The 26,238-nt window shown below is 39.1% G+C and carries 26 protein-coding genes; 22 read left to right on the top strand and 4 right to left on the bottom strand.

Annotated features, from left to right (window positions below; all coding sequences use genetic code 11):
• Window positions 1–8: 8 nt before the first annotated feature.
• The 4 genes from M472_RS41895 (at window position 9) to M472_RS41880 (ending at window position 4,234) form a co-directional block, all read left to right on the top strand.
• Window positions 9–1,430: a RagB/SusD family nutrient uptake outer membrane protein gene (locus M472_RS41895; RefSeq protein ID WP_021071923.1), complete on the top strand. Its 1,422-nt coding sequence runs from the start codon at window positions 9–11 to the stop codon at window positions 1,428–1,430.
• Window positions 1,431–1,494: 64 nt separating this feature from the next.
• Complete coding sequence (locus M472_RS41890; RefSeq protein ID WP_021071922.1) at window positions 1,495–2,946, top strand: TlpA family protein disulfide reductase; 1,452 nt, start codon at window positions 1,495–1,497, stop codon at window positions 2,944–2,946.
• A gap of 337 nt (window positions 2,947–3,283) precedes the next feature.
• Window positions 3,284–3,931: an Rpn family recombination-promoting nuclease/putative transposase gene (locus M472_RS41885; RefSeq protein ID WP_021071921.1), complete on the top strand. Its 648-nt coding sequence runs from the start codon at window positions 3,284–3,286 to the stop codon at window positions 3,929–3,931.
• Window positions 3,932–3,997: 66 nt separating this feature from the next.
• Entirely contained in the window at window positions 3,998–4,234 is a 237-nt protein-coding gene (locus M472_RS41880) for an RpnC/YadD family protein (RefSeq protein ID WP_021071920.1), read from the top strand.
• Window positions 4,235–4,373: 139 nt separating this feature from the next.
• Here the strand turns inward: M472_RS41880 and M472_RS41875 are convergent, their stop codons facing one another.
• From M472_RS41875 to M472_RS45070, 3 genes are all read right to left on the bottom strand, one after another.
• A complete protein-coding gene (locus M472_RS41875) occupies window positions 4,374–4,637 on the bottom strand; it encodes a hypothetical protein (protein ID WP_021071919.1) in 264 nt (87 codons plus the stop codon).
• A 184-nt stretch (window positions 4,638–4,821) separates the two neighbouring features.
• Window positions 4,822–5,274: a hypothetical protein gene (locus M472_RS41870; protein WP_021071918.1), complete on the bottom strand. Its 453-nt coding sequence runs from the start codon at window positions 5,272–5,274 to the stop codon at window positions 4,822–4,824.
• Between the two features lie 122 nt (window positions 5,275–5,396).
• A complete protein-coding gene (locus M472_RS45070) occupies window positions 5,397–5,543 on the bottom strand; it encodes an ATP-binding protein (protein ID WP_081643223.1) in 147 nt (48 codons plus the stop codon).
• Between M472_RS45070 and M472_RS46020 the strand changes: the two genes are divergently transcribed.
• The 5 genes from M472_RS46020 to M472_RS41850 all read left to right on the top strand — a co-directional run bounded on the left by M472_RS46020 (window position 5,518) and on the right by M472_RS41850 (window position 12,293).
• The gene (locus M472_RS46020; protein ID WP_021071917.1) at window positions 5,518–5,676 is read left to right on the top strand and encodes a GIY-YIG nuclease family protein; all 159 of its coding nucleotides are present in this window, start codon (window positions 5,518–5,520) and stop codon (window positions 5,674–5,676) included. The genes M472_RS45070 and M472_RS46020 overlap by 26 nt on opposite strands.
• Before the next feature lie 69 nt (window positions 5,677–5,745).
• Window positions 5,746–6,093 (top strand): hypothetical protein, encoded by a 348-nt coding sequence (locus tag M472_RS41865; protein ID WP_021071916.1) that lies wholly within the window; start codon window positions 5,746–5,748, stop codon window positions 6,091–6,093.
• Window positions 6,094–6,281: 188 nt separating this feature from the next.
• Window positions 6,282–9,518, top strand: a complete 3,237-nt coding sequence (locus tag M472_RS41860) for a SusC/RagA family TonB-linked outer membrane protein (protein WP_021071915.1) — start codon at window positions 6,282–6,284, stop codon at window positions 9,516–9,518.
• 10 nt (window positions 9,519–9,528) lie between these two features.
• Complete coding sequence (locus M472_RS41855) at window positions 9,529–11,013, top strand: SusD/RagB family nutrient-binding outer membrane lipoprotein (RefSeq protein WP_031301997.1); 1,485 nt, start codon at window positions 9,529–9,531, stop codon at window positions 11,011–11,013.
• A gap of 17 nt (window positions 11,014–11,030) precedes the next feature.
• Window positions 11,031–12,293: a DUF5689 domain-containing protein gene (locus M472_RS41850; protein WP_021071913.1), complete on the top strand. Its 1,263-nt coding sequence runs from the start codon at window positions 11,031–11,033 to the stop codon at window positions 12,291–12,293.
• A 63-nt stretch (window positions 12,294–12,356) separates the two neighbouring features.
• Here the strand turns inward: M472_RS41850 and M472_RS41845 are convergent, their stop codons facing one another.
• On the bottom strand, window positions 12,357–13,124 hold the full coding sequence (locus M472_RS41845) for a DeoR/GlpR family DNA-binding transcription regulator (protein WP_021071912.1): 768 nt from the start codon (window positions 13,122–13,124) through the stop codon (window positions 12,357–12,359).
• A 147-nt stretch (window positions 13,125–13,271) separates the two neighbouring features.
• Between M472_RS41845 and M472_RS41840 the strand changes: the two genes are divergently transcribed.
• From M472_RS41840 to M472_RS41780, 13 genes are all read left to right on the top strand, one after another.
• Window positions 13,272–14,321: a metallophosphoesterase gene (locus tag M472_RS41840; protein WP_158499942.1), complete on the top strand. Its 1,050-nt coding sequence runs from the start codon at window positions 13,272–13,274 to the stop codon at window positions 14,319–14,321.
• Between the two features lie 112 nt (window positions 14,322–14,433).
• Entirely contained in the window at window positions 14,434–15,675 is a 1,242-nt protein-coding gene (locus M472_RS41835) for an MFS transporter (RefSeq protein ID WP_021071910.1), read from the top strand.
• A 42-nt stretch (window positions 15,676–15,717) separates the two neighbouring features.
• Window positions 15,718–17,106, top strand: a complete 1,389-nt coding sequence (locus M472_RS41830) for an FAD-dependent oxidoreductase (protein ID WP_021071909.1) — start codon at window positions 15,718–15,720, stop codon at window positions 17,104–17,106.
• A 16-nt stretch (window positions 17,107–17,122) separates the two neighbouring features.
• A complete protein-coding gene (locus M472_RS41825) occupies window positions 17,123–18,064 on the top strand; it encodes an endonuclease/exonuclease/phosphatase family protein (RefSeq protein ID WP_021071908.1) in 942 nt (313 codons plus the stop codon).
• Between the two features lie 119 nt (window positions 18,065–18,183).
• Window positions 18,184–18,426 carry a hypothetical protein gene (locus tag M472_RS45665; protein WP_021071907.1) on the top strand — a complete coding sequence of 81 codons (243 nt, stop codon included), beginning with the start codon at window positions 18,184–18,186 and terminating at the stop codon, window positions 18,424–18,426.
• Between the two features lie 62 nt (window positions 18,427–18,488).
• Window positions 18,489–18,662, top strand: a complete 174-nt coding sequence (locus tag M472_RS45660; protein WP_200859644.1) for a hypothetical protein — start codon at window positions 18,489–18,491, stop codon at window positions 18,660–18,662.
• A gap of 24 nt (window positions 18,663–18,686) precedes the next feature.
• Window positions 18,687–19,691, top strand: coding sequence for an NAD(P)-dependent oxidoreductase (locus M472_RS41810; RefSeq protein WP_021071905.1), 1,005 nt, complete (start codon window positions 18,687–18,689; stop codon window positions 19,689–19,691).
• A gap of 5 nt (window positions 19,692–19,696) precedes the next feature.
• Window positions 19,697–21,142 (top strand): FGGY-family carbohydrate kinase, encoded by a 1,446-nt coding sequence (locus M472_RS41805; RefSeq protein ID WP_021071904.1) that lies wholly within the window; start codon window positions 19,697–19,699, stop codon window positions 21,140–21,142.
• A gap of 2 nt (window positions 21,143–21,144) precedes the next feature.
• Window positions 21,145–22,575, top strand: a complete 1,431-nt coding sequence (locus M472_RS41800; protein ID WP_021071903.1) for an FGGY-family carbohydrate kinase — start codon at window positions 21,145–21,147, stop codon at window positions 22,573–22,575.
• 1 nt (window position 22,576) lies between these two features.
• A complete protein-coding gene (locus tag M472_RS41795; RefSeq protein ID WP_021071902.1) occupies window positions 22,577–23,173 on the top strand; it encodes a histidine phosphatase family protein in 597 nt (198 codons plus the stop codon).
• 67 nt (window positions 23,174–23,240) lie between these two features.
• Window positions 23,241–24,806 (top strand): calcineurin-like phosphoesterase C-terminal domain-containing protein, encoded by a 1,566-nt coding sequence (locus M472_RS41790; protein WP_021071901.1) that lies wholly within the window; start codon window positions 23,241–23,243, stop codon window positions 24,804–24,806.
• Window positions 24,807–25,114: 308 nt separating this feature from the next.
• Complete coding sequence (locus M472_RS41785; protein WP_081643222.1) at window positions 25,115–25,720, top strand: Rpn family recombination-promoting nuclease/putative transposase; 606 nt, start codon at window positions 25,115–25,117, stop codon at window positions 25,718–25,720.
• A 66-nt stretch (window positions 25,721–25,786) separates the two neighbouring features.
• Complete coding sequence (locus M472_RS41780) at window positions 25,787–26,011, top strand: hypothetical protein (protein ID WP_021071899.1); 225 nt, start codon at window positions 25,787–25,789, stop codon at window positions 26,009–26,011.
• Window positions 26,012–26,238 lie beyond the last annotated feature (227 nt).

Here is a 26,238-nt window from a genome sequence, read left to right as displayed (position 1 = left end):
GAAGAGTTATGAGATTTTTAAAATATATAGCAATAGTAGGATTAAGTTTAGGACTCCATTCATGCGAAAGCTACCTAGACGTAGGTGTACCCAAAGACGAGGTCGCTGCCGGTTTAGCGTTTTCGGACGATAAAGCAGCCACAGCATCCGTCACAGGTGTATATTCACGTATGAATCAACTGAACTACCAGTTTGCCAATGTCCTGTCCATGGTACTTCCAGCCATGGAGGCCGATGAATTTGCTTATGCCGCGCAATATGCGGCCTACGACGAGTTCAAAGCCAATGCGGTGCTTCCGTCCAACCAGTTTTTGGCTACACTATGGTCAGAGCCCTATCAATATATCGCACAAGCGAATATGTGTATTGAAGGGTTGGAAAAGGCAACCTCATTATCTCCTGAGGTAAAAAGTCAGCTGATTGGTGAAGCCAAGTTTTTGCGCGCATTCTGTTACTTCTACCTGGTCAATAATTTTGGCGGAGTGCCGTTAGTCTTGAATACCAATGTAGATGAAAACAATTTCAAAAACCGCTCACCCGAGGCAGAGGTATACACCGCGATTATTGAAGACCTTAAAGATGCAAAGAGTAAATTGCTAGATGGCTATCCAAATGGTGTTGCAGTAAATGCAAACGGACAGCGGATCCGCCCCAACAAAGGAGCGGCAACAGCGCTTCTGGCTCGAGCTTACCTGTATACCAAAAAATGGGATTTAGCTGAGATTGAAGCTACCGAAGTCATCACCAATCCATTGTACAAGCTCATGCCAACTGCCGATATGAACAATGTATTTTTGAAAAACAGTGATGAAGCCATCTGGCAGATACAAGCCGTCAATGTTTCCGGCGGGCGCAATACCTGGGAAGGATTTTTGATTGTACCCGCAAATATAGTTACAGGTACACCATTATTTCGCCTTATTCCCAATCACCTGTACAATGCATTCGAGGCAGGCGATCAGCGTCACGAGAACTGGGTAGGCATGATCACCACTGCAGCAGGCGTGACCCACAAGTATCCTTACAAATACAAGGTCCGTTTCGGTGTCACACCTACAGTCGAATATACGATGGTCTTACGTTTAGGCGAGCAGTATTTGATACGCGCCGAGGCACGTTATAACCAGAAGAAATACAATCTAGCCCAGGATGATATCAATGATATACGCGAGCGTTCGGGGCTGACAGCACTTTCCCTTGGCAATGCCGATGCTGCCGTTCGCGAGGCCATAGAACAAGAGCGTCGTGTAGAGCTATTTGCCGAGTGGGGACACCGCTGGTACGATTTGCGTCGCTGGCCAAGTGTAAGCGGAGAGGCAGACAAGACCAGGGCAGATGATATCCTTCCGGCACTAAAGCCAACCTGGAAATCCAGTGCCATCTATTTACCGATACCATCGGATGCAGCAGCGTTCAATCCCAATCTATAGCGTCTATCTTCTGTATCTGCTTTTTAGCAGATACAGAAGATTTTTATTCATTAGATCCAAGACCATGTTATATAAGAAAATCGTACTACTTTTTAGCTGTTTCTTTATTCTTGTTTGTGCAGCTCATGCAGTTACAGGCAAAGCCCTGGTTACGGGCAAGATTAATGGCTTTAAAGGCGGAGTGGTGTCCTTTAGTTATCAAGAATATGCACTATTGAGCAGCCAGGAAAAACAAGAGATCGAAGTAAGCGCAGATGGTGTATTTCGTTTCGAAGTAGCCTTGTCTGGACCAGCTCGGGTATTCCTTATTGTGGGGTCTACACCTACCGAGGAAAAGTTTTCCCTTATCAAAGGAGACGGCAAGGACACTACAATCAGCAGCACCACCAATCGGCCAGAGCTCATTTATCTCTATCTTAACCCTAGAGACAAGCAGCATATCGAAGTTACCCTAGGAGATATTCCAAATACCTTACAGATTAGCGGCAAGCACAGCGCAGACAGCCGCTACCTCAATGAAGAAGACTGGTTGTTCAATCAATATCGCGACAAGCACCTGAAGAACTACTTTGGTTATGTATACTACGATCCGGTACAGTATAATAGTTATGTGGAGCAGCGTCGTGGGGCACGTGCGGAGCTGCTGGCGGAATTTACTAAAAAGTATAAATTGTCCAAGCACCTGATACATGTCAGCGAATGGACTATATATACCGATGCCATTATGGCAAGACTACAATACCCCACTATGCGCGCTACCTATAGGTCTGATAATTACGTGGCAGAGCAGGGGTATTATGATTTTCTGGCGGATGTGAAGACCGATAATAGCAAAATGGAGAAAGGAATAGCCTATTTCTACTTTTTAGATTTCTATCTTAAAGAGTCCTACCGAATATCCGGTTCCAAGGCAGACTACTTCGATTTTGTAGCAGCACAGATCAGCGACCGACCCCTGTATGAATATTATGCCTTTGCATTACGGACAAATTTCAAACGAAAACTGTACGACAAATTTGGCAGCTCTGCACCTTATCCAGATATCGCAAAAAAAGTGAAAGAAAAATACCATGCCATGGAGGGGATGCTCGAAGGCAATAAAGCACCTCTAGTAGTATTGCAAGATACGACAGGTAAGAACTTCACATTTGAAAACTGGAAGGGCAAATACATATATATTGATTTTTGGGCCACTTGGTGCGGACCATGTATACAAGAGATCCCCCATCTTAAAAAGCTGGAGCATGATTATGCAGACAAAAACATCGTTTTTGTAAGTATTTCCATGGATAGGGAAAATGATAGACAGAAATGGGTGGACTTTATAGAAAAGGAAAAACTCGGCGGTATACAGGTATGGCTGGATGCGGTCAATAACAAGCAGATATCAAAAGCATTCAATATCTTACAGATACCTCGCTTTGTTTTGTTGGATGATCAAGGGCGGATAGTTGATCCCAATGCTGCCCGGCCTTCAGATAACCGTATCAGAACCCAACTGGACATGTTGCTGTAATACTGTTTTATTACCCTTTCAGCACGTCTTGCACTGGCCTGATAGGAGCGTATGATTCCATTTAATGTCGCCATCCGAATAATAGGTTAATAATATATAGCTTACACCGTGGTATTGTACTAAGATATCAAATTTATCGGGAGATAGCAGGAACTTAAGTCGTCTCTAGGTCCAGGCCATCAATTTTAAGTCTTTAAATATTGCACCACGATGCCAATGCTAACCGTTTATATCCGTTTATACACGGATATAAACGGTTAACGTACGGCTAATAATTTTAGTTTATGGAGGTTTGCTTTATGAATTAACATACTGTTTCAAAGTAAACTTCCATATTATGCAGAGACGAATCAAAACAAGCCGGTACATCGAAATTCTTAGTGACTTTGGCTGGAAACACTATTTCGGCCGGGAGGAGAACAAAATCAACCTCATCAACTTTCTAAACAGCCTACTAGAGGGCGAGCACATCATTACAGACCTCCATTATGCCAATGTCGAGGAAGATGGCGAGCATAGCAGCGAGCGCAAGGTTGTCTTTGATCTACGCTGTATAGGGGATGGAGGTGAACACTTCTTGGTGGAGATGCAGTTACAGAATCAAGACTTCTTTTTCGACCGTGCCGTCACCTATACCTCACGCACGATCAGCCGTCTAGCCAAGAAAGGAGCTGAGGGCAATGGATATGAATTGCCACCGGTATATTTCGTAGCAGTACTGGGCTTTCAGCTGAACAAGGCCAATGATGCCAAACACTACTACAGTGCCAAGATCGTAGATCAGTTTGACCAAGAGGTTCTCTATGAAAAGCTGAGCTACAAGATGCTCGTATTGCCCAATTTTAATAAGTCAAAGACTGAACTATCAACCATTATGGATCAGTGGATGTACTTGATGAAGCATCTCAACGAGATCGATGAGTTACCTAATTATTTGGACAAAAGAATATTCTCTCGTATATTCATCTCAGAGTCTGTTGTTTAATTGGCCGATGAGAGTAATTTAAATTTCCTTTGTATTGAAATTTAGATTAGTTTTGAGGTAGGAGAGGTGGCAAACTTATCGCCTGCAGAACAGATGGCATATATATCCAGCTTAGATCGGAAGAGAGACTATAACAATACAATTGCTTTCGCAAAAAAGGAGGCAATGGCAAAAGGGGAGGCTAAAGGCGAACGTAAAAAAGCCCTTGAGACCGCCCGTAAGATGTTGGGTAAGGGCTTTAGCAAAGAGGATATTCTGGAGATCACAGGCCTCCGTATCGAAGAAATAGAACACCTGAAATAGATACCCTCAGGATCATAAATACAAAAAAGCTGAACACCACGTTCAGCTTTTTCTATTATGCTACCTGGCATCCCTCACGATATTCTATTAGTCAGGATTACCCTGCAGCTAGCTGTCGGTTGAGTCCATAACCATCTTTCTAATCCCCATTACCGCAAAATCTGTTTACAAAATCCCAATCCTGCACCGAGCCATCCTCTTTCAGTATGCCCAGGTAGATACCATCTTTCAGTCCCACCTGCCATATCGCCGATCCCGACAGATCCTTTCCCGAGATACCGCCTTCTTTCACAAACGCGATAAAATCCTTGCGGCTCCTTTTGCGGTTCGACTTGGCATAGTAGGCCAGTAGGTATATATCCTGCTCTTTGAAGGTAAGCCCCTCAAGTATTGTGTTGATCAATTGATGGGCTTTCTGTGCATCTTCTTTTTCTCGGTCACAACTTTTACCCCCTCGAGAACCAATACCACAGCGCTGCTATAATGACAACAATGATCCACCATCTATTTTTGGACGATCTTGTCCAGGTCAAATTGTGGCATATATGTTACTTGTCGTTTTTAATCAAGATAAACTCATTATCAAATTATTCCAATTCAATGAAATTCTTTTCAAGCTCCGAGAGGCTAGTGTTATCTTTCGGCTCTTTTGCGAATTTAAGATTCAGGATCAGCGGGACATCCGTTACCACCCCAAATCCGACGATGCGAAAAGTTCCGTCCTTCATCTCAAATTTTGTTCCTTTGAAAGGCTGTTTTTGCGATGAAAAATTTATCTTTTTTTTAGTTCTATAATCGAACTGCTGAGCCATTTGATCCAGGAAGCTTTTATGAACTCCTTGCTGCAACATTTCTTTACTCAAATACAGCCATTGAACCGAGAAGCCATTACAGTCCATTAGTTCATAATCTGATACGGCCGTACATCCTTCGGGTACCGCTATCTTGACATGCGCATACTGTAGCTCTTTGATGTTCTCCTGAGCCCTTGCAGTAATGCTAGATAGTAGGAGAGAAATTATAAATATAATATTTTTCATACCTTTTCAGTTATATAGTGCATATTCCGGGGATGCTGCCCCAATTCCGAGGATATTGACCCCCTGATTTTGATTCAAGGGTTGTCATCACCAATGACCTGACAATATTACCTTTTTTTTTCTTAGACTTTCTCCTTAAGTTCAATCCGGTATGATACATGCACGATCCTATCGAGTATGCCATCTGCAATGGTGTCCTCACCGATTATATCATACCAGCTTGCCACGGGTAGCTGACTGGCTATGATGGTCGCTTTTCTACCAGACATCTCCTTGCTGAAAATATGGGAACACGATGGAGAATTTGAAACACCATTACACAAAAAATATTCTCACCTACGTGTTAGAGGTGAGTGGTTCAAACTAACCATGTGCGAGCTCTTTGAACTGAATGAGTTATAGCTACTCTACGGAAATGAGGGCGTAAACTAAACTGTGTCAGATAAAGAATTTTTATATTAGACACAGGAAATGAAAAAAGAGGAAGCAATGAAAGGCCTTTACGAAGGCAAGAAAGATGGAACTTGTGAAGTGTATCTCGGTAATCGCGATCTGGTAGCGACACTATGCGCTGATGAGCAGATGGTGACGATCAATCGATGGGTCTCTGTCAATAGAGCTTTTATAAAATCTATACAGGTAGTGGGTAATAATGAACGTGTAATGTTGGATCCGCTATTGGAAGAGATTTATGATTCGTGCAAAACATTCAATGAACCTCATATTAGGAATAAAAAAAATAATAAAAGTATATTATTCATCGGCCGTATTTATAGGAAGCACGTGAACAGAGCGTTGAAAGAAGAGAATGCCAATTAATATTTATTTAACCTTTTGATAGTGATAATTTAACTTAATGAAACTATATTTGGTTTAAAAATATTGCAAAATGTTTTTTAATATTTAATTTTGTTTTATATTTGTTGTAATACTTATTCATAACCCAATATAAACCGAAAGATAAGTATCATTTTTTTTATAATTAAATTAACCTAAAAGGGGTCTGTATGAAAATTAATTTTAATTATTATTTTTCTCGAGAGAGTTTTGGCTTTCAGCATGTAGGATTTATTAAAAACAGTTGCTTCTTATTATTAGCATTTGTTTTTATTCTTTTATCTAGCAATGTTTCTCGAGCACAAACAGTAGTATCTGTGAATGGAAAAGTTCTAGATGCTTCTTCTAAAAAGCCTATTCCAGGTGTAAAAATAGAAAATCAACAGAATAAAGTCTTAGGGGTGACTGATGTGTCTGGTAAATTCTTTTTTAAAGCCAAAGATAAGGATATTATTGTTTTGACGATGGTGGGCTATGAGAAACAGTTTGAAACTATTTCAAAGGATTCAACTCATGTTGTATATATATTGGAACCCAAAAATACAGCTATTGATGAGGTTGTAGTGACGGCATTGAATATCGAACGCGATCAAAAGGCATTAGGCTATGCGGTTACTACATTAAAGAATGAAGAGCTGACGGAGACAATGCCGAATAACTGGACGGAAGCGTTGTCTGGTAAAGTAGCGGGATTGAATTTGGTGCGATCTAATGCTGGGCCTACAGGTTCTAACTCTATTATTTTGAGAGGAGAAAGTAATCTTACGGGCAATAATGACGCATTGATAGTAGTGGATGGGGTTATTATTAATGGTGGTTCAGGTCGTAAGGTGGGCGGATCGGGAGCTTACTTGGATGAGTCTGTTGTGGATTATGGAAGTAATATTGATGATATCAATCCTGATGACATCGAGAATGTGACCATTTTAAAAGGACCGGGTGCAGCAGCTTTGTATGGCTCGAGAGGTGCCAATGGTGCTATAATAATCACAACAAAGTCTGGAAAGAAAAAAGATAAGGGGATAGGTATTTCATTTAATAGTAATAACTCTATTGCTAAGATAAATAAAGTACCGGATCTACAATATGAGTATGGCCAAGGGGATATGGTGGATTATTATTCTTATGGAGCGACTGCTGATGGGGCTAATACGGGAGGGACTTCTAAAGCCTATGGTGCTAAGTTTGATGGTCAGTACTATTATCAATATGATCCTGTTCTGCAGGGGAGAGGGCCTGAGCGCACGTTGTGGAGACCGTATAAGGATGAAGGTTTTAATGCCTTTTTTGAAACTGCAAAAACTTCTACCAACAGTATCTCGGTAGATGGTGGGACGGATAAGACAACTGCCCGTTTCTCTTATACTAATGTGCAGAATAAATGGATTGTGCCGAATACGGGTTACAATAGACATACGGTGTCGGTATCTGTAAATTCTAATCCTTCTAAATATTTGAAAATAAGTGCTAAGGTAGATTACACTAATAAAAATTCGGATAATTTGCCTTCAGGAGGGTATAACAATCAAACTATTATGTATGGTTATATTTTTTGGCAACCTAACGGGAACATCAATTGGTTAAAGAATTATTGGAAAAATGGCTACGAAAATGTACTTCAAAATACGCCGCTATCAACTGGTAGAGATAATCCTTATTTGATTGCGTATCAAATGTTGAACACGCAAGATAGAAATGCTCTAACTGGGAATGTAGCTGCGACTTTTATTGTTAATAAGCAACTTGATTTTACCATTAGGACTGCGGTAGATCAGGCTACGGATGAGCGTACTCAACAAAGACCATTTGATACGTACAATTTTCCGAAGGGAATGTATAGGCAGCAAAATGTGGTAAGTAGAGAAATCAATACGGATGTATTGTTGAAGTACAAAACGAAGGTGACGGAGGATATCAACGTTAATGCTTCTGTTGGTGGGGCTTTGCTTAGAAATAACTATAGTCGTGTGGCTATGACTGCAGATTCATTGTTGTATCCTGGGGTATTCTCGTTTGCTAATGCGGCGAGTGCTGTAGTGGCTAGCCCTTATAAGTCGACCTATGCTACTAATAGTGTGTATGCATTGGTGGCTGGGGATTATAAGAATTTTGCGTTCTTGGACTTTACGTTCCGTAATGATTGGAGTAGTTTGCTGGCTACGCCTACAAGTACAGCGAATGTTTCGTACTTCTACCCTTCTGTTAATGGTAGTTTGGTGTTGTCTGATCTTGTGCGATTGCCTCGTTCTATAAACTATTTGAAGTGGAGAGCTTCTGTCGCTGGGGTAGGAAGTGGAGGAACTAATCCTTACCAAACTTCTAATCCTTATTTGTCGAGCGCATTGTATACTGGTGGAGGCTTGTATAATCCGGTTAGCTTGAGTAATGAGCATCTTAAGCCTCTCTTTACAATGAGTTATGAGACAGGTTTTGAATTGAAAATGTTGAAAAACCGCTTAGGTTTGGATATTACGGTTTACAATTCGAATACTAGGGATCAGATTCTAACTACTATACTTGATCGATCTTCGGGGTATAATAGTATGGTTGTGAATGCTGGGGAGGTTCGTAACCGAGGGATTGAAATTGCATTGACAGGTACGCCTATTAAAAAAAGAAATGGATTGACTTGGACAGTTAATGGTACTTTCTCGAAAAATGATAATAAAATATTGTCATTAGCGAAGAATACGGAGTCTTTGATCCTGCAGACTGGCCCAGGTAGTAATGGTTATGTGATGGCCTATGTTGGTGGTGGTATGGGTGACCTGTATGGACGTGGATATAAAAGAACTGCTGCTGGAGATATAATATATGAAGCTGGTCTGCCGGTATTGTCAGAGGATTTGTTGTATTTGGGAAATACTACGGCTGATGTAAAAGGGAGTATCCAGAATAAATTTAAGTATAAAGGTTTTTCATTTGGTTTCTTGTTTGATGCCCAAATGGGAGGTGTTGCATATTCTTTGACTCAAGGTAAAATGGCGGTTCAGGGAAAAACAAAATCTACATTGCCTGGTCGTGAGAACGGTATTGTCGGAAATGGTGTAGTGGATAATGGAGATGGAACGTATAGCCCTAATACGGTAGCGGTATATGACATGTCTTCTTATTATGATCAGCACTTTGGGGTTTCGAATGTGGAGGGAGCGGTGTTTACTACTGATTTTATTAAATTAAGAGAGGTTCGTTTTGATTATACCTTGAAAACAAGTCTAGTTCAAAAAATGAAACTTCAAAAACTGGCGATCGGGGTATATGGACGTGATCTGTTTATCTGGTCTAAGTGGCCTGGTTTTGATCCGGAGTTTGGGACGCTGAGTGGTTCTGAAATTAGTAGAGGTTTTGAAATTGGTCAGTTCCCGTCGACAAAAACATTTGGTGTGAATTTGAATGTTACTTTTTAATTTGATTGAAATGAATAAGAGAAAAAATATAGTACTTGTTTTTCTTGCTGTTATACTTTTGGGAGCTTGTACAAAAGATTTTAAAGAGTTAAATACAGATCCTAACTCAAGTGAGAAGGCTTTGCCAGAATATTTAATGGCTAGAGCAATTGTAGAAACGGTCAAAAATAATATGACACGTTCGCGGGGATTGACGAATGAACTCATGCAGGTGACGGTTAATACTTTGGTCGAAACGGATAGAATATTTCGTTATGATATTGCAAATAGTGTGTCTGAGGCTCCTTGGAATGGCTGGTACCTGCAATTAACGAACTTCAAAGATATGTATGACTCTGCGGATAAAGGTTATGTGGCTGATCCTAAGAAAGCGAACGCTTTTAAAGGTATTTCACTGATTATGCAGACTTGGGTTTATTCCATGATTACAGATACTTACGGGGATATTCCGTATTTTAACTCGAATAAAGCTGGGGTGGATGGTACGTATACTCCTGCATTCGATACGCAGAAGAGTATTTATCTTGACTTTTTTGATAAATTGGATTCGGCAAATGTTATGTTAGCTGCTGCATCGAATATTCCTGTGACAAGTGATCCTGTCTATAAAGGGAATATCGCTAATTGGCGTAAGTTCGGTAATTCGCTGTATTTGAGATTGCTACTAAGGGCTTCTCAGAAAGAAGAAACATCGGCTTTTGTTTTGGATAAAATTCAAAAAATACTAGATTCTGAAAAAAGTAATTATCCAATAATCAGTAACAATGAGGAGTCGGCAGTATTGCGCTGGACTGGGGTAGCGCCATACGCTTCGCCATTCGTTACGCTTACGGATGCACAGTGGAAGCAGCAGAAGGCAGGGAAGGTTTTTGTGGATAGCTTGTTGTTTAAAGAGGACCCTTGTATTGATTTGTGGTTGGTGAAATCGAATGGTGAGTATGAAGGGATAGAGAGTGGCTATACTATTGGACAAACTCCTGAGGGAAGGTCTACTATGAATCCAATCTTAAAATCAAGCCCGTTGATGGGGAATATATTGAATTATGGGGAGGTTCAGCTTATGCAGGCAGAAATCGGCTTGAGGGAGTTGATTCCTACAAATGCTAGTTCGGTTAAAAATTATTATGACAGTGGGGTGTTGGCAAGGGTTACATGGTGGGGTAAGTCTTCGGTAGAAGCATCAACTTACTTGTCAAATCAACGTGTCGTTTGGAATAATAACTTGAGCTACGAGGCTAAATTGGAAAAGGTAATTTATCAAAAATTCCTTGCAACGATATTTACGGATATTCAGAATTGGGCGGAATATCGTCGTACGGGTTATCCTGTGATGCCAAAGGGGAATGGCTTGATGAATGATAAGATAATGCCAACTCGTCTGTATTATCCATCATCTGTACAGGCTGCAAACCCTCAAAATTATGCTAATGCTATAGCTAAGCAAGGACCGGATTTATTAACAACATTGATTTGGTGGGAGAATCATACCTTTTAATTAATAAAGAAATTGTTATGAAAAGAAAGAATTTATTTTTAGTGGCTTCTTGTTTGGCTATACTATTAACAACTGGGTGTGAAGCGGAAATACCGGTAACAGGTGAGGCGAATCCAAATCTATCGCTGTATGATTTGAGGAGTATTTATAAAGATAGTCCAGTGGTGCTAAGTAAGGATCTGATGAAGCAGGCTGTTTCGATCACAGGGGTGGTGGTTTCTGATAGTGAAAATGGTAATAGCCCGCAAGGAAAGATCGTGTTGCAGGGGTACAAAGGTAAAAACGTCAATGGAGTAGTATTGGAGGCCGGAGCCGAGGCGAAAAACTATCAATATGGGGATTCTATAACTGTACAGGTAGAAGGATTGCAGTTGCAAAAGAAAGATGGAATATTGGAGGTTAGTGGCGTGAAAGGGTCTATGATTCAAAAAATAGCTGCTGGTAAAAAGCCATTGGTCAGTGCTCGATTGTCTTCTATTGCTGATATTATGAATAATGTCGATAAGTATGAAAGTACTTTGATAGGACTCAACTCGATGTTTGTAGTGGATCCAAAGGTAGGGAAGACGTATGGTTCTGATTTGAAACTAACGGACTGGGTGGAAGAGATTGATGTCCCTGTTTTGAAAGAAGCGTTATTTGCAAATGAGGAGGTGAATAATTTGGCAAATTATGTGTTTCTTTTGCTTAAAGGTAATGATGGAAAGCCTAAGCTATTGCTTCAAAATATAAATGATGTCAAAGCTCTAGAGATGGAGGAGCATAAACCTGGTCTGCCTTATGAGGGTTTTCCTGAGGATTTTACAGATAGAATAGGTAGTTCTACTAATTTGAACTTTGAAACGATATTTCCGACATCCAAATTGCCTTGGAAATTCAAAGGGGCTTATACTTTGACTTCGGGAAGTTTTGTTCATACAAATGGAGGTTCGGCAGGAGATAGGGTTGGTGCAATGATGACTGGTGGGGCTGGATCGTATATTGAGTTGAACAAAAACTTGTATTATGGCGCAAGTAAGGTTCATGTGTATTTGTATCCTGCTACAGCTACTGATGCAACTGCCGCTAAACTCCCAATCGTTGCCCGTCTAGAGTATTCTCAAGATAACGGGAATACTTGGAAAATGGTAGGGTCTGAGGTGAAGATTACGGATAATAAACGTTATTTAGAATTGCCAGTAGATGTTGATATAACAGGGATTGTACGTTTTAGAGTGTATTTAGAAAGTACAGCTGGAGGAAGGTTGGGAGTTGATTACTTTAATATCTATCAAAAGTAAAGCGAAAGCGGAATAGTAAAAAAAACTCACTTCTTGAAGTGAGTTTTTTTTACTTATAGAGATTTAGTCTGCTATTTCTACTTTTATTCCAGCATCTTCAAGTGCTTTGATGTATTTTCTGGATGTATTTTTATCAGTTATTACACAGTCTATGTCTTCTATATTGCATACTTTTCCTAGTCCTCGACGTCCAAACTTTGTACTGTCTGCTAGTATGATGACCTTTTGAGAGGTGGTCAGCATTTTTTGATTTAATGTTGCTTCGGTGATATTGCTTATAGTAATTCCAAAGTCAAGGTCAATCCCATCAACACCTAAGAATAAAATACCGCAGGATACTTCATCTAATATGCGCATGGCATATTGTCCAGCTACAGATGATGAGTTGGGTCTGATCAGCCCGCCAAGTTGTAAGACTTCGATATTAGGTTTGTTGCATAATTCTAAAGCAACTTTTAATGCGGGTGTTATGACAGTGATTCGTTCGGTAGATTCCAAATGACGGGCAACAGCATAAGCTGTAGTGCCTGAGCCTATTAAAATGGAATCATTGTCTTGAATCATTTCTACTGCTTTTTTTCCAATTTTACTTTTTTCATCAGAATTGATGTATTCTTTGACAAGGATGGGACGGTCGCCAGCATAAGGATTGTTGTTGGACGCGCCACCTTTGGTTCTGAAAAGTAGATTTTTTTCTTCTAGTAATTTAAGATCTTTACGGATTGTGACACTAGAGACATTCATTTCGTCACTCAACTCTTGTATAGTAACTTTATTGTTCTCTTTAATTTTTTTTAAAATATATTCATGTCTATCTGTGATATTCTTCATGTTTAACTGATTAATATAACCGAAAATACATATTTTTTATGATATAATTGTTACGAGGTTGATAATAAAATAATCTTTTTTTTTGTTTAAAAACATTAAATTTAAATACTTTTATAGTGTTACCTAATGAATGAAAATATAAAAAAAATGAAAAAGTTATTTTTTGCAACACTCTCGGTGTTCTTCTTTCTGATTCGTGCTTTTGCACAAGAATCTCCAGGTGTTTTTACGATTGCAGTATTGCCAGATACACAATACTACACTGCTCTAAAACATAATGGGACAATGGATATGTTTCAACGTCAAATTGATTGGATAATTGGAAATGCTAAGTCAAATAATATAGCTTATGTGGTCCATCTTGGGGATGTGGTTGACCATGGAGAGGATAAAATGAAGGAATGGGAGCGGGCTGCTAGTGTGATGCATCAATTAGAAAAACCGATAGAAGGCTATCCTGAAGGAATTCCTTACGGGGTGGCTGTCGGAAATCATGATACATCGCCGATGGGGACTCCAGGTGCGATGAAGGATGGCTATCCTCGTTATTTTGGATTGAACCATTTTAAGGGCAAGTCTTATTATGGAGGTGCGTTCAAAGATCAGCAGACAAGTGAGAATCATTACTCGCTGTTCTCGGCTAGTGGACAGGATTTTATAGTGGTTTTTATTGGTTACAATGAGAAAACTACTAAGCTGGAAAAAAATGAGGATTTGGAAGATGAGGTGTTCAAATGGACGGGCAAATTACTAAAGAAGTATAAGGACAGAAAGGCAATTATTGTTAGTCATTCTTTGTTGAGAAGGACAGAAGGTAGTGAGAGTGCAACATTGCCAAATGTCGATTATGTAGGTAAAGAAAAGCCGAACTTCATGCCGCAGGGTAAGTCTATTTATAATTTTGTTAAGGATTATAATAATGTGTTTTTGATGCTCGGAGGTCATATTTCTGGTGAGTCGTTTCGCGTTGATCTTTATAAAGGAAATAAGATTAAATCTGTTTTGAGTGACTATCAATCGAGAAGAGATGCTCCGTATGGTGATAGTGATAGAAATGGAGGTGGGGGATTGATGCGTACTATGACGTTTGATATACCTAATAATAAGGTTCATGTGAAGACTTTTGTGCCTAAATCAGCAACTGAGGTTATATATGAAACGGATAATGATAGTGAGTTTACATTCGATATGTTTTAATTATCTTTAATTATATTTAATTCTCTTTAATAAGTGCGTTTTATTGTTTATATTTGATTTCAATAAACTAATAGACAACCTATTTTAAGTTATGTCCAGATTCGTAATAAGCATGAAGCCAACTAAACGTCGTTGGTTTATTATATCCGTTATTTTTTTAGCGATTGTTTTCAATTATTATGATAGGCAGATTGTGTCTATTCTAAAGCCGATGTTGAAAGAGGAGTATAATTTAGGGGATGATGGTTTTGCAATGGTGTTGAATGTGTTTACGTTGTTCTATGCGTTGATGTATCCGGTGTCAGGTTGGTTGGTGGATAGATTTGGTGAACGGAAAATAATGTTGGGGGGGATAATAGGTTGGTCATTGGCTTGTTTTGGCGGAGGGCTTTCTAGAACCTTTGGTTCATTTTTGTTTTTCCGAGGCATGTTAGGTGCTGCTGAGCCGACTAATTTTCCTGCGCAGATCAGGGTGGTGACGATTTGGTTCTCTGGGAAAATGAGGGCTACGGCTAATAGTCTCTGCGTTGCAGGGAGTTCTATCGGTGCGATTATAGCGCCTCCAATGGTTGCTTGGTTGGCAATGAAGTATGATTTTCATACGGTATTTATAATTGCTGGTGTTATTGGCTTGGTGATCGCTCTGTTGTGGTTTTTGATATATATAGAACCGCCAGCTGAGATTGTCAAGGAGGTGGAAGCGGATAATGTGTTGGTGGGGGTTAAGTCGGACGAAAAATTTTCTTGGGGAAGACTGTGGACTACTAAATCATTGTGGGGGATTATATTGATTCGTTTTGTGAGTGATCCGGTTTGGTATTTTTGTCTGTTTTGGTTGCCAGGCTATTTGCAGGAAGAATCTGGTTTGTCTTTGGCACAGATAGGGATGTTTGGTTGGATCCCATTTTTGGTGGCTGATCTAGGGGCGATTGGTACTGCGGCTTGGTCAGATAAAATGGTTAGAAAAGGCAAAGAGCCTTTGTTAGCGCGCAAAATCATGCTTTCTGTTGTTGCGGTGCTGGCTCCTTTGTGTTGTCTTACGAATTATGTCTCTAATCCGTTCGTTACAATTTTGATTTTCGCTTTAGTAGCAGTAGCATGTCTAAGTTGGTTGTTTACATTGAGCGTTGTTATTGCGGAAGCATTTCCGGTTAAGAATGTTGCTTCAGTTTTAGGAATTGCAGGTGGTTTTGGTGCTTTGGGAGCAGTTATATTTAATTATTTCGTAGGCCAGATGATGGGGACGCTTGGCTCTGCGAATATATTTATTGTGATGGCATTTATGCATCCAATTGCAGTATTGATTTTATGGGGAATGGTGAAACGAGAGAAAGTTCCTCAGAAAGTAGTCTAAGATTTTAAATAAAAGAATTATACAGTTAAAACAATTTAAGCTATGAGCCAAATTAAAACGATTCAAGAGCCAGCGAGAGAGACTCCAGTGCGTATGGAAGTAGATATTTTAGTTGTAGGTGGTGGGCCTGCTGGGATTATTGCAGCTGAGGCTGCTGCGTCTGATGGATTGAAAGTTGCGTTAATCGATAATAGAAGCTTTGTCGGTGGTAATATGACAATCGGTTTGCCGGTTTTGGGTTTTTTAGGACAAAAGGGAAATCAGATTATTAAGGGTTTGCCACAAAAGTTTATAGATCAACTTAAGGCTGTTGGTGCGGCTTCGGAACACCGTCCATGTCCATTGCACATGAGCTTAACTTTGGTCGAGCCAGAAGCAGTCAAAAATGTAGGGCTAGAGGTCTTGCAAGAGGCGGGTGTGAAGGTTCTTTTGTATGTGTTTGCGGCTGGTGTTGTGATGGATAATGATGAATTGAAAGGGGTTATTATTGAAAGTAAGTCTGGACGTGAAATTATTTTAGCTAAAACTGTTATTGACTGTACTGGGGATGCTGATATTGCATTTAAGGCAGGAGTTCCGTGTGAGCAAGGTAATGATGTAGGTGGGGTACAGCCTCCAACTTTGATGTTCTGTATGTCGGGGGTGGATACGGAGAAGTTAAGAATGTCTATTGCAGAGGAGCCTCGGACTTATTTGACCGATTTTATTCCTGCGGAGTATTTTGGACAGAATAATCAGTTTATAGTTGTTGGTTTGCGTTCGTTGATGGAGAAAGCAAGAGGTAATGGATACGCATTGCCTGTAGAGCGAACTATCTTAATTACAGGTTTGCGTGAAGGTGAGGTTTGGGTTAATATGTCTCGTATTAATGGGGTGGATGGAACAAATCCTGAGAGCTTGACACATGGCGAGGTAGAAGGACGAAAACAAGTTGAAGAAATTCAACGCTATTTGACGGAGTATGTTCCGGGTTTTGAGAGATCATATTTCACTAAAATGGCTCCTTTTTTGGGTATTCGTGAGACGAGAAGAATTGTTGGTGAGTATGTGATGACTGCTGATGATATACTGTCTTGTAAGCGTTTTGAGGATGCTGTGGCGGTTGCTAGTTATCCTTTGGATATTCATCACCCAGAAGGTGGCGGTTGTACCTTGACTTGGTGTGGTGATAGTTATGATATTCCTTATCGTTCATTAGTACCACTTGGTGTTAAGAATTTGTTAGTCGCCGGACGCTCTATTTCTACTACTCATGAGGCTATGTCTGCTATACGTGTAATGGCTCCTTGTATGGCAATGGGCGAAGCTGCTGGTAGGGCTGCTAAGTTGGCTGTTCGTCATGGAGTGACGCCAGGTGATGTTGATGTGAATGAATTACGTGCTGATCTTCGATCATCAGGAGCGTATTTGTATGAAGAAGAGTTAGTATAATATATTTTGTATAGTTATGATATCTAACAATAACGATAATAAAGCCTCTTCTCGAAGGGGCTTTTTGCAAAAAATTGGAGTTCTTTCTTTGTTGCCTTTTGTTGATTTTCAATTGGCTAGTGCTGATGAAAATAGTGTGTCATTTGAAAAACGTCTTAAAATATTAACCTGTAATATAAGGGTTGACTTGTTGGAGGATGAACAAAAGGGGGTGGGCTGGAAGGATAGGCGTGAAGCGTGTATCCAAATTATAAAAAGTAAAAAAGCGGATGTTGTAAGCTTTCAAGAGGTGCTGCGTTCGCAGTTTTTGGATCTCAAGAGTTCGTTGACTGGTTATTATGCTTTTGGCTTTGATGGACCAGAGATGGATGTGCGTCAGGTTGGTTACCATGGTATTGCTAAAAACCCTATTTTCTTTTCTAAAAAGCGTTTTGAACTTCTCAATGCAGGTGGATATTGGCTTTCGGAGACACCTCTTGAAGCGGGGAGTATATCTTGGGGTTCGGCTAGGGCTAGAAACCTGAGTTGGGTTAGGTTGTTGGATAAGAAAACGAATAAAGAGTTACGTATTATTAATCTTCATTTAGATCACGTAAAACAAGAGGCTAGGGTCGAACAGGTAAAAATGGTCTTGAAAGAGGCTAGTCAATATCAAAATGAGTTTGTGCAGATTTTGACTGGTGATTTTAATGCTGCTCCTGATTCTGCGGTAATAAATGAAGTTTTGAGTTCAGGATGGTCAGACTCCTTTGATGTTAGTGCTGCTCAAGGTGTTGCTGGAGGCACTACACATGCTTTTATGCCGCATGATGCAGAGAGGGCAAAGCGGGCGAAAAAGATAGATTATATTTTTACTAAGGGACCTGTTTCGGCTATTTCATCTACGATTATTAAGGATAGTTATCATGGGGTTTACCCTAGTGATCATTATTTTTTGGAGGCTATATTAGAGTATTAGTATTTGTGAAGAAAAAGAATATTAAATTATAATATTCTTTTTTTTGTTTAAATTTTATTTAATTTTCTTTATTAATGTTTATATTAGTGCCATAATACCAATTACTAAATGAATCTAATATGAGTAATAAAGTAAATGCATCTACGTTTGGGATCCCAAGTCAATTGAAGTGGGGGTATCCAGGAGTTTTGATTTTCATGATGGGGGATGGGGTTGAGCAGGGGTGGCTAAGTCCATATTTGATTGAACATGGCATGAGTATGCAGCAATCCGCTAGTCTATTTGCTATTTATGGAGTTGCTATTGCAATTGGTTTTGTTGGGCTTGGTATGGCTAAGCTGGATTTTGGGGTGCATTATTAGCTGGCTACGTACCGTTGTCTGCTTTAGTACCATCTTTGGTAAAGGAAGATAAAGGGGCTGCTATGTCAATTCTGAATCTTGGAGCGGGATTGCCTGTTTTTATTGGGCCGGCTTTGGTGGGGTTGTGTATTGGGATTATTGGAAGTGAGGTTATAATTTGGTTGTTGGCGGGACTCTATTTAATAAGCGCTATCCTTACAAAATACATCAGTCTTCCTAGTGATAATAGAGATTAAATAAGAAACTATAATACATTATATATGAGAATTTTACTTACAGCTCCTTACGAGAATACTAAGGCTTTGAACGAGTTAGAGGGTTTGTTTGATGAAGTTATTTATAAACCCTGGAAGCCGCACGGAAGAGCTTTTAATGCTGATGAAATTAATCTTATGCTTGCTGAAACAAGAGCTGATGGGTTGATTGTAGAACATGATGATATTACGGAGGAAGTTTTGCGTAATAATCCGCAGTTGAAATTTGTTGGTGTTTGCAGAGGTACTCCATCAAATATTAATGTCAAAGTAGCAACTGAATTAGGTATTCCTGTCTTCAATACTCCAGCTCGTAATGCCCAGGCGGTTGCAGAAATGTTTATAGCAAATGTAATTACTCTAATGCGTAATACTATACCTGCTATAAATTGGCTAGAGGCAAAGAATTGGGATGAGGGAGCGCATACTTCTTATCTGGAATTTAAAGGAAATGAATTAGCAGGCAAAAAAGTAGGTATGGTAGGCTTTGGTGCTGTCGGCCAATATATTGCCCGTATGTTATTGAGCTTTCCTGCTGATATATATTATTATGATCCTTATTATTTGGATCCTAATGAGAATTATACAAAGGTAGAGTTAGAAGAGTTGTTTTCAACATGTGATGTTATTGGGATTCATCTACCAGTTACTCCTGAGACTATCGGGATGATCGATAAGAAGTACCTTTCACTAATGCATTCTAATGCAATATTTGTGAATACAGCAAGGGCTACTGTGGTAAATAGAGCTGATCTGTTAGAGGTAATTGAGTCTGAGAAAATCAGAGGTGCGGTCTTAGATGTATATTATAATGAGCCACCTGATTCGGTAGATTATAAAATGATTTCACATAAAAATGTACTAGCTACTCCACATATTGCGGGTGCTACTCATGAAGTAGAAGATCATCATGCTTTTATTATGAATAATAGTTTACGTGAGTTTTTCTACAAGGATAATAAATCAATTAAACAATTGGTAAATAAGCAAATAATCGAATTGATAAAGTAATAGAGATGGCACAGAGCGTTTATTTAGTTGTAGATATCGGAACAGGTAATGCACGTGTAGCAGTATCTACGACAACGGGACAGATATTATCTATAAAGCGGGAGAATGTTAATTATGTCGCAGATACGAATTATGAAGAGTCTATATATTTCGAACCAGAAGAGTTGTGGCATCAAATAGTTAGTTTGTCAAGAGAAGCGTTACTTGAGGCTGGGGATGTGGTAGTCAAAGCGATTACAGCAACTAGTCAGCGGGAAGGAATCGTTGTTGTTAATGAATCTGGTAATTCTTTGTTGGGTATGCCTAATATTGATCATCGTGGACGTAATTGGGAGAATGATCTTCTTGATAAAGATTTTGTTTACCAAATGTCTGGAAGATTTCCTACTTCTTTGTTTTCTGCTTTTAAACTTGTTGGATTGCGTGAGGTATATCCAGAGTTATTTGACCAGGTTGCCACAGTAATGAGTATTTCTGACTGGATACAATATAAGTTTTCGGGAGCAGCTTGTTATGAACACTCGCAAGCATCAGAAACATTGTTATATAGTGTACAAGACAAATGTTGGTCTTCTGAATTATTGTCACTTTTTGATTTATCTCCTAATATATTGCCTGAGCTTAAGAATTCGGGTACTATACTAGGTAAAATTAGAAATGATATAGCGATACTTTTAGATGTATCTAAAGAAGCTCAAGTGGTAGTTGGAGGAGCAGACACTCAATTAGCGATTAGAAGTATGGAACCATCTTCTAATGATGTTATTGTTGTTTCGGGAACTACAACTCCAATTATAAAGCTTGTCAATACGTTTGAGAAAGATAAGGAACAACGGACATGGACGAGTAGGTATATTGATGAAGATAATTTCATATTAGAGGCCAATGCAGGGGTTACTGGCTTAAACTATCAACGTCTTAAGGAAATATTCTATCCAAATGAAGGATATGACATTATTGAAAAGGAATTAGAAGAAACTGGTTACTCCCAGTGTATTGCATCACTAGGGTCATTGATTGCAGATGAAGATAGACCATTGACGAAAGGTGGCTTCATATTTAACGCACCTGTCTCTCATCAATTGACGCGCGGTAGTTTTGTGTTTTCAGTACTCTGGGACATTGCTTGTTCTATTTATGAGAATTATAAGTTTTTGACGGATGTTTCACCTCATCAGGAGCCTTATATCTGGGCGTGTGGCGGTGGAATGGAAAGCAAAAAATTGCGTCAATTCTTGGCGAACTTGCTAGGAAAGCGCATTAGAATAATGGATACCTATCGTCAAGCTTCGGTATTAGGAGGAGTATATATATGTAATGAGGCTCTTAATGGTCCTAAGCTGAAACCTTATCTTTTGGAGGAGACGATTCCCGAAGAACATGAGAAGTTTGAAAAGTTGTATTTGGAATGGAAGAATGCACGTAAAACATTTAAACATATTGAAGTATAATCATGGCATTTTTTTTAGGAATTGATGTTGGTACTCAAGGTGCTCGTGTTATTTTGGTTGATCATGAGGGTGGAATTGTAGATTCTAGATCTAAAAAATTTGTAATAAATAATTCGTTTAGAGAGGAACAGTCTCCAGACTTGTGGTGGGAGTATTGTTATCAGTTGATAGATGAAATTGTTTTGAATTTGCCTGATGGTTTTAATCGTGAGTCGATAATAGCGGCTTCCGTTACGTCTACCTCAGGAACTGTAATTCCATTAGATGCTAATATGAATCCACTGCATAATGCGATTATGTATAGTGATTTGCGATCGGCTGAGCAAGGTTTACGTATCAAAAAGATTGCTTGTAAATATGTAAGTCAAGGCTATACTGGATTTAATGCTTCTTCTGGTATAAGTAAGATACTTTGGTTTCAAGAGTCTTTTCCTGAAAAAAAGCAGGATATCCACCTTTGGGTGCATGCTTCCGATTTTATTGTGGGTAAGCTGTGCGGTAACTATGGTACCACAGATTATACTAATGTATTAAAATCAGGTTATGATTTGGATAAACTGGAATGGCCTGATTATATTTTTGATGAGTTTGGTTTTCAAAAGGGGTGGATGCAGGAGGTTGTTCCTTCGGGGACTGTTGTTGGTAGTTTGTCTTGTGATTTGTCGGAGAGATGGTCAATACCTCAGATTGATGTTGTTGTAGGCATTACAGATGGCTGCTCAAGTCAAATTGCTTCTGGAGCTGTCAATCCTGGTGATTGGAATACGACTATTGGTACTACTCTCGTCATTAAAGGTGTTACAAGAAATAAGGTAGTAGATGATTTAGGGAGATTGTATAGTCACCGACATCCTGAAGGTTATTGGATGCCTGGTGGAGCAAGTAATACAGGTGCAGATTGGATAACACTAGACTTTATTGAGCAATTGGATCAATTGACAGCGGAAGCTGAATCCTTGATTCCGACAGGAAAGGTAGCTTGGCCTTTAAAACAAAGTGGAGAGCGATACCCAATTTTGGCTCCTGAAGCTAAGGAAATTGTTCCTGTTACTGAAAATAGGGCAGAGCTGTTTGCGGCTAACTTGGAAGGTGTTGCATTTGTTGAGCGTCTAGCCTATGAGATTATAGAAGATTTGTCTTTAGAAAAGTTAACAGCAGTGTATACAGCTGGAGGAGGAAGTAATAGTGATTTGTGGCTCAGGATTAGATCTTCAGTACTGAATGTACCCATCTATAAATGCAAAGAAGCAAGTGGAGCGCTAGGTGCTGCTATTATGGCAGCTTCACATACCTATTATGATAGCTTGTCTGCCGCAGCCATGAAAATGACCTCAATTGAAAGAGAAGTATTACCTAATGAAAGCTTAGTGAACTCCTATGAGTTGCAATACGCGCTGTTTAAGAAAAAGTTAATTGAATTAAATTATTTGTAAAATGGTTACTATTTGTTTGTTAAGACATGGAGAGACAGCATATAATGCTGATGGAAATAGGTATTGTGGGCGTACTGATATTGAGTTAACTCCTAAGGGGATAAGTCAAGCAAAAAGAATGACTGAACTTTTGGAGGATTATGTATTTGATGCTGTCTTTTCTTCTCCACTTAAAAGAGCGAAGGATACAGCTATGATAGCTTCGGGTTTTAGAGAGGATATAATCATTGATGACCGTTTGATTGAAGTAGATTTTGGAGAGTGGGAAGGAAGAAGATCTGAAGAGTTTCAAGTAGACGACGCTGAAAGTTGGAACAATTGGTTGGGGGATCCTGAGAATAATAAGGCGGGATCAACAGGGGAAACAGCTTATGAAGTAGTACAAAGATTGGATTCATTTTATAAGGAATTAATGGATAAATATGCAGGTAAAACTGTGTTAATTGTCGGTCATAACGGTTTAAATAGGTTTTTTATGGCCTCGCAATTAGGTATGCCACTTAAAAACTATAGAAAAATTGTTCAAGAGAATTCGGCATTAACTCTATTAACATTATCTAAACATAGCGGTATTACTTTGTTAAAACTAAACGCTTAACTTCTGAGTGCTATACCAGTCCAGAGATCAGTAAAGCAATTAAGTATATAGAATCAAATATTAAATTATGATAAAGGTTAATTTTCTAATTACACAACTGTTGTTTATCGCGTTGTTTATTGGTTTGTTATGTTCAAGTTGTTCTAAAAATGATGATGATTTCATTGATAATACTGTAATTACGGAACCCATCAAACAGTTGCCAAAAATCAATGTGCTGCCTGAGAATGATGTTTATGGATATGTATTGGATGAAGAGTTGAAGCCTATAGAAGGTGTTGTTGTGTCAGATGGTTTTAATTTGGTAACGACTAATGCTAAGGGAGAGTACCAATTCAAAAAATCTAATAAAGCAAGATTTGTATATTATTCTACGCCCAGCGATTATACAGTTAATACATCTGATGATCGGAATATGGCTTTGTTCTATCAACCATTGAACAATTCGACTATTCCTCAGCAGCATAATTTCTTTTTGAGCAAATTGAAGAATAAAGAAGAGCAATTCTTGGTTTATGCGATTGGGGATCCTCAAGTTGCTAATGATGCAGAGGTTGTACGATTTAAAGAAGAGACAATTGAAGATATTAAACAGGAATTAGCAAAGTCTAAATTACCAGTTTATGGTATATCACTGGGGGATGTGGTTGCCGACAAACCTAACCTGTTTAATACTATGAAGACAGTATTAGGGTCTACAGCTATGCCGGTGTTTACTACCATTGGAAATCATGATAAAACTGGAGGATCTCCAGCTGTTCCTAGAAATAGTCTTTCCTTTGAAAGTTCTTTTGGACCGCTAGATTTCTCGTTTAATAGGGGCAATGTACATTTTGTAGTTTTAGATAATGTTGTTTTTAAGAATGACACTGATTATAGTTTGGGATTCAGTAATGAGCAATTGGATTGGCTAGAGAAAGATTTAAGCTTTGTTTCTAAAGACAAATTATTAATTATCTCTTATCATATGCCTATTCGAAACAGCTCTTTTGCTACACGATCTCGTTTATTTGATATAATAAAAGATTTTAAGAATATACACTTTTTTGCAGGTCACACACACTATAATGAAAATTATATTCATAAAGTAAATGGTATCGAAATATATGAGCACGTGCATGCTGCAACCTGTGGAGCTTGGTGGAAGTCAACAATCAATGGTGATGGAACACCGAATGGATATGGGGTATATGAAATTGATGGCACGAGTATTAAGAATTGGTATTATAAGCCTACTAAATTAGCAAAAGAATATCAATTGAGACTGCACTGGGGAGATGCAAATTTTGGTGGTCAATATGGAGTATATACGTATGGGAAAACTTCAAGAACGTTAATCGCTAATGTGTGGAATGCAGATCCTTCGTGGAAGGTTGAAGTGTTCATGAATGATAAGAAGTTAGGTGATATGGTGTTAAATTCTTCATTGAATACTGATGCTTGGTCATTGGGTTATCATTTGGGCGTTTTGAATCGTAATGCTGCTAATTATACAACAACCACAAAGCACCTTTATACTTTTGAAGTGACAAGTCCTGATAATACATTGAAAGTTGTAGCCACAGATCGTTTTGGAAAAATTTATACACAAGATTTAATTACAACTAGTTTGAATGAGGCAATAGGATATTAGTTTCTTTCTTTTCATAAGACTTTGTAAATATTCTTATGTTCCAACTATCAATTTTAAGTCTTTAAATATTGCACCACGATGCCAATGTTAACCGTTTATATCCGTTTATACACGGATATAAACGGTTAACGTACGGCTAATAATTTTAGTTTATGGAGGTTTACTTTATGAATTAACATACTGTTTCAAAGTAAACTTCCATATTATGCAGAGACGAATCAAAACAAGCCGATACATCGAAATTCTTAGTGACTATTCGTGAGAGTAAGTTTTTTAAGGTACTCATGAGCTCATCCGACTAGGTCGGAATCGGTTTTGGCTGGAAACACTATTTCGGCCGGGAGGAGAATAAAATCAACCTCATCAACTTTCTAAACAGCCTACTAGAGGGCGAGCACATCATTACAGACCTCCAATATGCCAATGTCGAGAAAGATGGCGAGCATAGCAGCGAGCGCAAGGTCGTCTTTGATCTACGCTGTATAGGGGATGGAGGTGAACACTTCCTTGTGGAGATGCAGTTACAGAACCAAGACTTCTTTTTCGACCGTGCCGTCACCTATACCTCACGCACGATCAGCCGTCTAGCCAAGAAAGGAGCTGAGGGCAATGGATATGAATTGCCACCGGTATATTTCGTAGCAGTACTGGGCTTTCAGCTGGACAAGGCCAATGATGCCAAACACTACTACAGTGCCAAGATCGCAGATCAGTTTGACCAAGAGATTCTCTATGAAAAGCTGAGCTACAAGATGCTCATATTGCTCAATTTTAATAAGTCAAAGACTGAACTATCAACCATTATGGATCAGTGGATGTACCTGATGAAGCATCTCAACGAGATCGATGAGTTACCTAGCTATTTGGACAAAAGAATATTCTCTCGTATATTCATCTCAGAGTCTGTTGTTTAATTGGCCGATGAGAGTAATTTAAATTTCCTTTGTATTGAAATTTAGATTAGTTTTGAGGTAGGAGAGGTGGCAAACTTATCGCCTGCAGAACAGATGGCATACATATCTAGCTTAGATCGCAAACGCGATTATAATAATACCATAGCTTTCGCAAAAAAAGAGGCAATGGCTGAAGGCAAGCATGAGCAAGCCCTTGAGACCGCCCGTAAGATGTTGGGAAAGGGCTTTAGCAAAGAGGATATTCAGGAAATCACAGGCCTCCGTATCGAAGAAATAGAACACCTGAAATAGATACCCTCAGGATCATAAATACAAAAAAGCTGAACACTACGTTCAGCTTTTTATGTTATGCTGCCTAGCATCCTCACGATAGCCTATTAGTCAGGATTCCCCCCGCAGCTAGCTGTCGGTTGAGTCCAGAGCCATCTTTCTAATCCCCATTACCGCAAAATCTGTTTACAAAATCCCAGTCCAGCACCGAGCTGTCCTCTTTCAGTATCCCCAGGTAGATCCCATCT

It is taken from the genome of Sphingobacterium paucimobilis HER1398 (assembly GCF_000416985.1).
Taxonomy (GTDB): Bacteria; Bacteroidota; Bacteroidia; order Sphingobacteriales; family Sphingobacteriaceae; genus Sphingobacterium; species Sphingobacterium paucimobilis.
Note: the sequence above shows the minus strand (reverse complement) of the source record. Positions and strands in the feature narration are given on the sequence as shown.

Coding starts and splice junctions, on each gene's coding strand:
- M472_RS41790 (WP_021071901.1), top strand. CDS start 23,241: ATGATAAAGGTTAATTTTCTAATTACACAACTGTTGTTTATCGCGTTG.
- M472_RS41865 (WP_021071916.1), top strand. CDS start 5,746: ATGAAAAAAGAGGAAGCAATGAAAGGCCTTTACGAAGGCAAGAAAGAT.
- M472_RS41850 (WP_021071913.1), top strand. CDS start 11,031: ATGAAAAGAAAGAATTTATTTTTAGTGGCTTCTTGTTTGGCTATACTA.
- M472_RS45665 (WP_021071907.1), top strand. CDS start 18,184: ATGAGTAATAAAGTAAATGCATCTACGTTTGGGATCCCAAGTCAATTG.
- M472_RS41895 (WP_021071923.1), top strand. CDS start 9: ATGAGATTTTTAAAATATATAGCAATAGTAGGATTAAGTTTAGGACTC.
- M472_RS46020 (WP_021071917.1), top strand. CDS start 5,518: ATGATGGTCGCTTTTCTACCAGACATCTCCTTGCTGAAAATATGGGAA.
- M472_RS41830 (WP_021071909.1), top strand. CDS start 15,718: ATGAGCCAAATTAAAACGATTCAAGAGCCAGCGAGAGAGACTCCAGTG.
- M472_RS41885 (WP_021071921.1), top strand. CDS start 3,284: ATGCAGAGACGAATCAAAACAAGCCGGTACATCGAAATTCTTAGTGAC.
- M472_RS41840 (WP_158499942.1), top strand. CDS start 13,272: ATGAAAAAGTTATTTTTTGCAACACTCTCGGTGTTCTTCTTTCTGATT.
- M472_RS41870 (WP_021071918.1), bottom strand. CDS start 5,274: ATGAAAAATATTATATTTATAATTTCTCTCCTACTATCTAGCATTACT.
- M472_RS41810 (WP_021071905.1), top strand. CDS start 18,687: ATGAGAATTTTACTTACAGCTCCTTACGAGAATACTAAGGCTTTGAAC.
- M472_RS41860 (WP_021071915.1), top strand. CDS start 6,282: ATGAAAATTAATTTTAATTATTATTTTTCTCGAGAGAGTTTTGGCTTT.
- M472_RS41845 (WP_021071912.1), bottom strand. CDS start 13,124: ATGAAGAATATCACAGATAGACATGAATATATTTTAAAAAAAATTAAA.
- M472_RS41855 (WP_031301997.1), top strand. CDS start 9,529: ATGAATAAGAGAAAAAATATAGTACTTGTTTTTCTTGCTGTTATACTT.
- M472_RS41835 (WP_021071910.1), top strand. CDS start 14,434: ATGAAGCCAACTAAACGTCGTTGGTTTATTATATCCGTTATTTTTTTA.
- M472_RS45070 (WP_081643223.1), bottom strand. CDS start 5,543: ATGTCTGGTAGAAAAGCGACCATCATAGCCAGTCAGCTACCCGTGGCA.
- M472_RS41800 (WP_021071903.1), top strand. CDS start 21,145: ATGGCATTTTTTTTAGGAATTGATGTTGGTACTCAAGGTGCTCGTGTT.
- M472_RS41795 (WP_021071902.1), top strand. CDS start 22,577: ATGGTTACTATTTGTTTGTTAAGACATGGAGAGACAGCATATAATGCT.
- M472_RS41890 (WP_021071922.1), top strand. CDS start 1,495: ATGTTATATAAGAAAATCGTACTACTTTTTAGCTGTTTCTTTATTCTT.
- M472_RS41825 (WP_021071908.1), top strand. CDS start 17,123: ATGATATCTAACAATAACGATAATAAAGCCTCTTCTCGAAGGGGCTTT.
- M472_RS45660 (WP_200859644.1), top strand. CDS start 18,489: ATGTCAATTCTGAATCTTGGAGCGGGATTGCCTGTTTTTATTGGGCCG.
- M472_RS41805 (WP_021071904.1), top strand. CDS start 19,697: ATGGCACAGAGCGTTTATTTAGTTGTAGATATCGGAACAGGTAATGCA.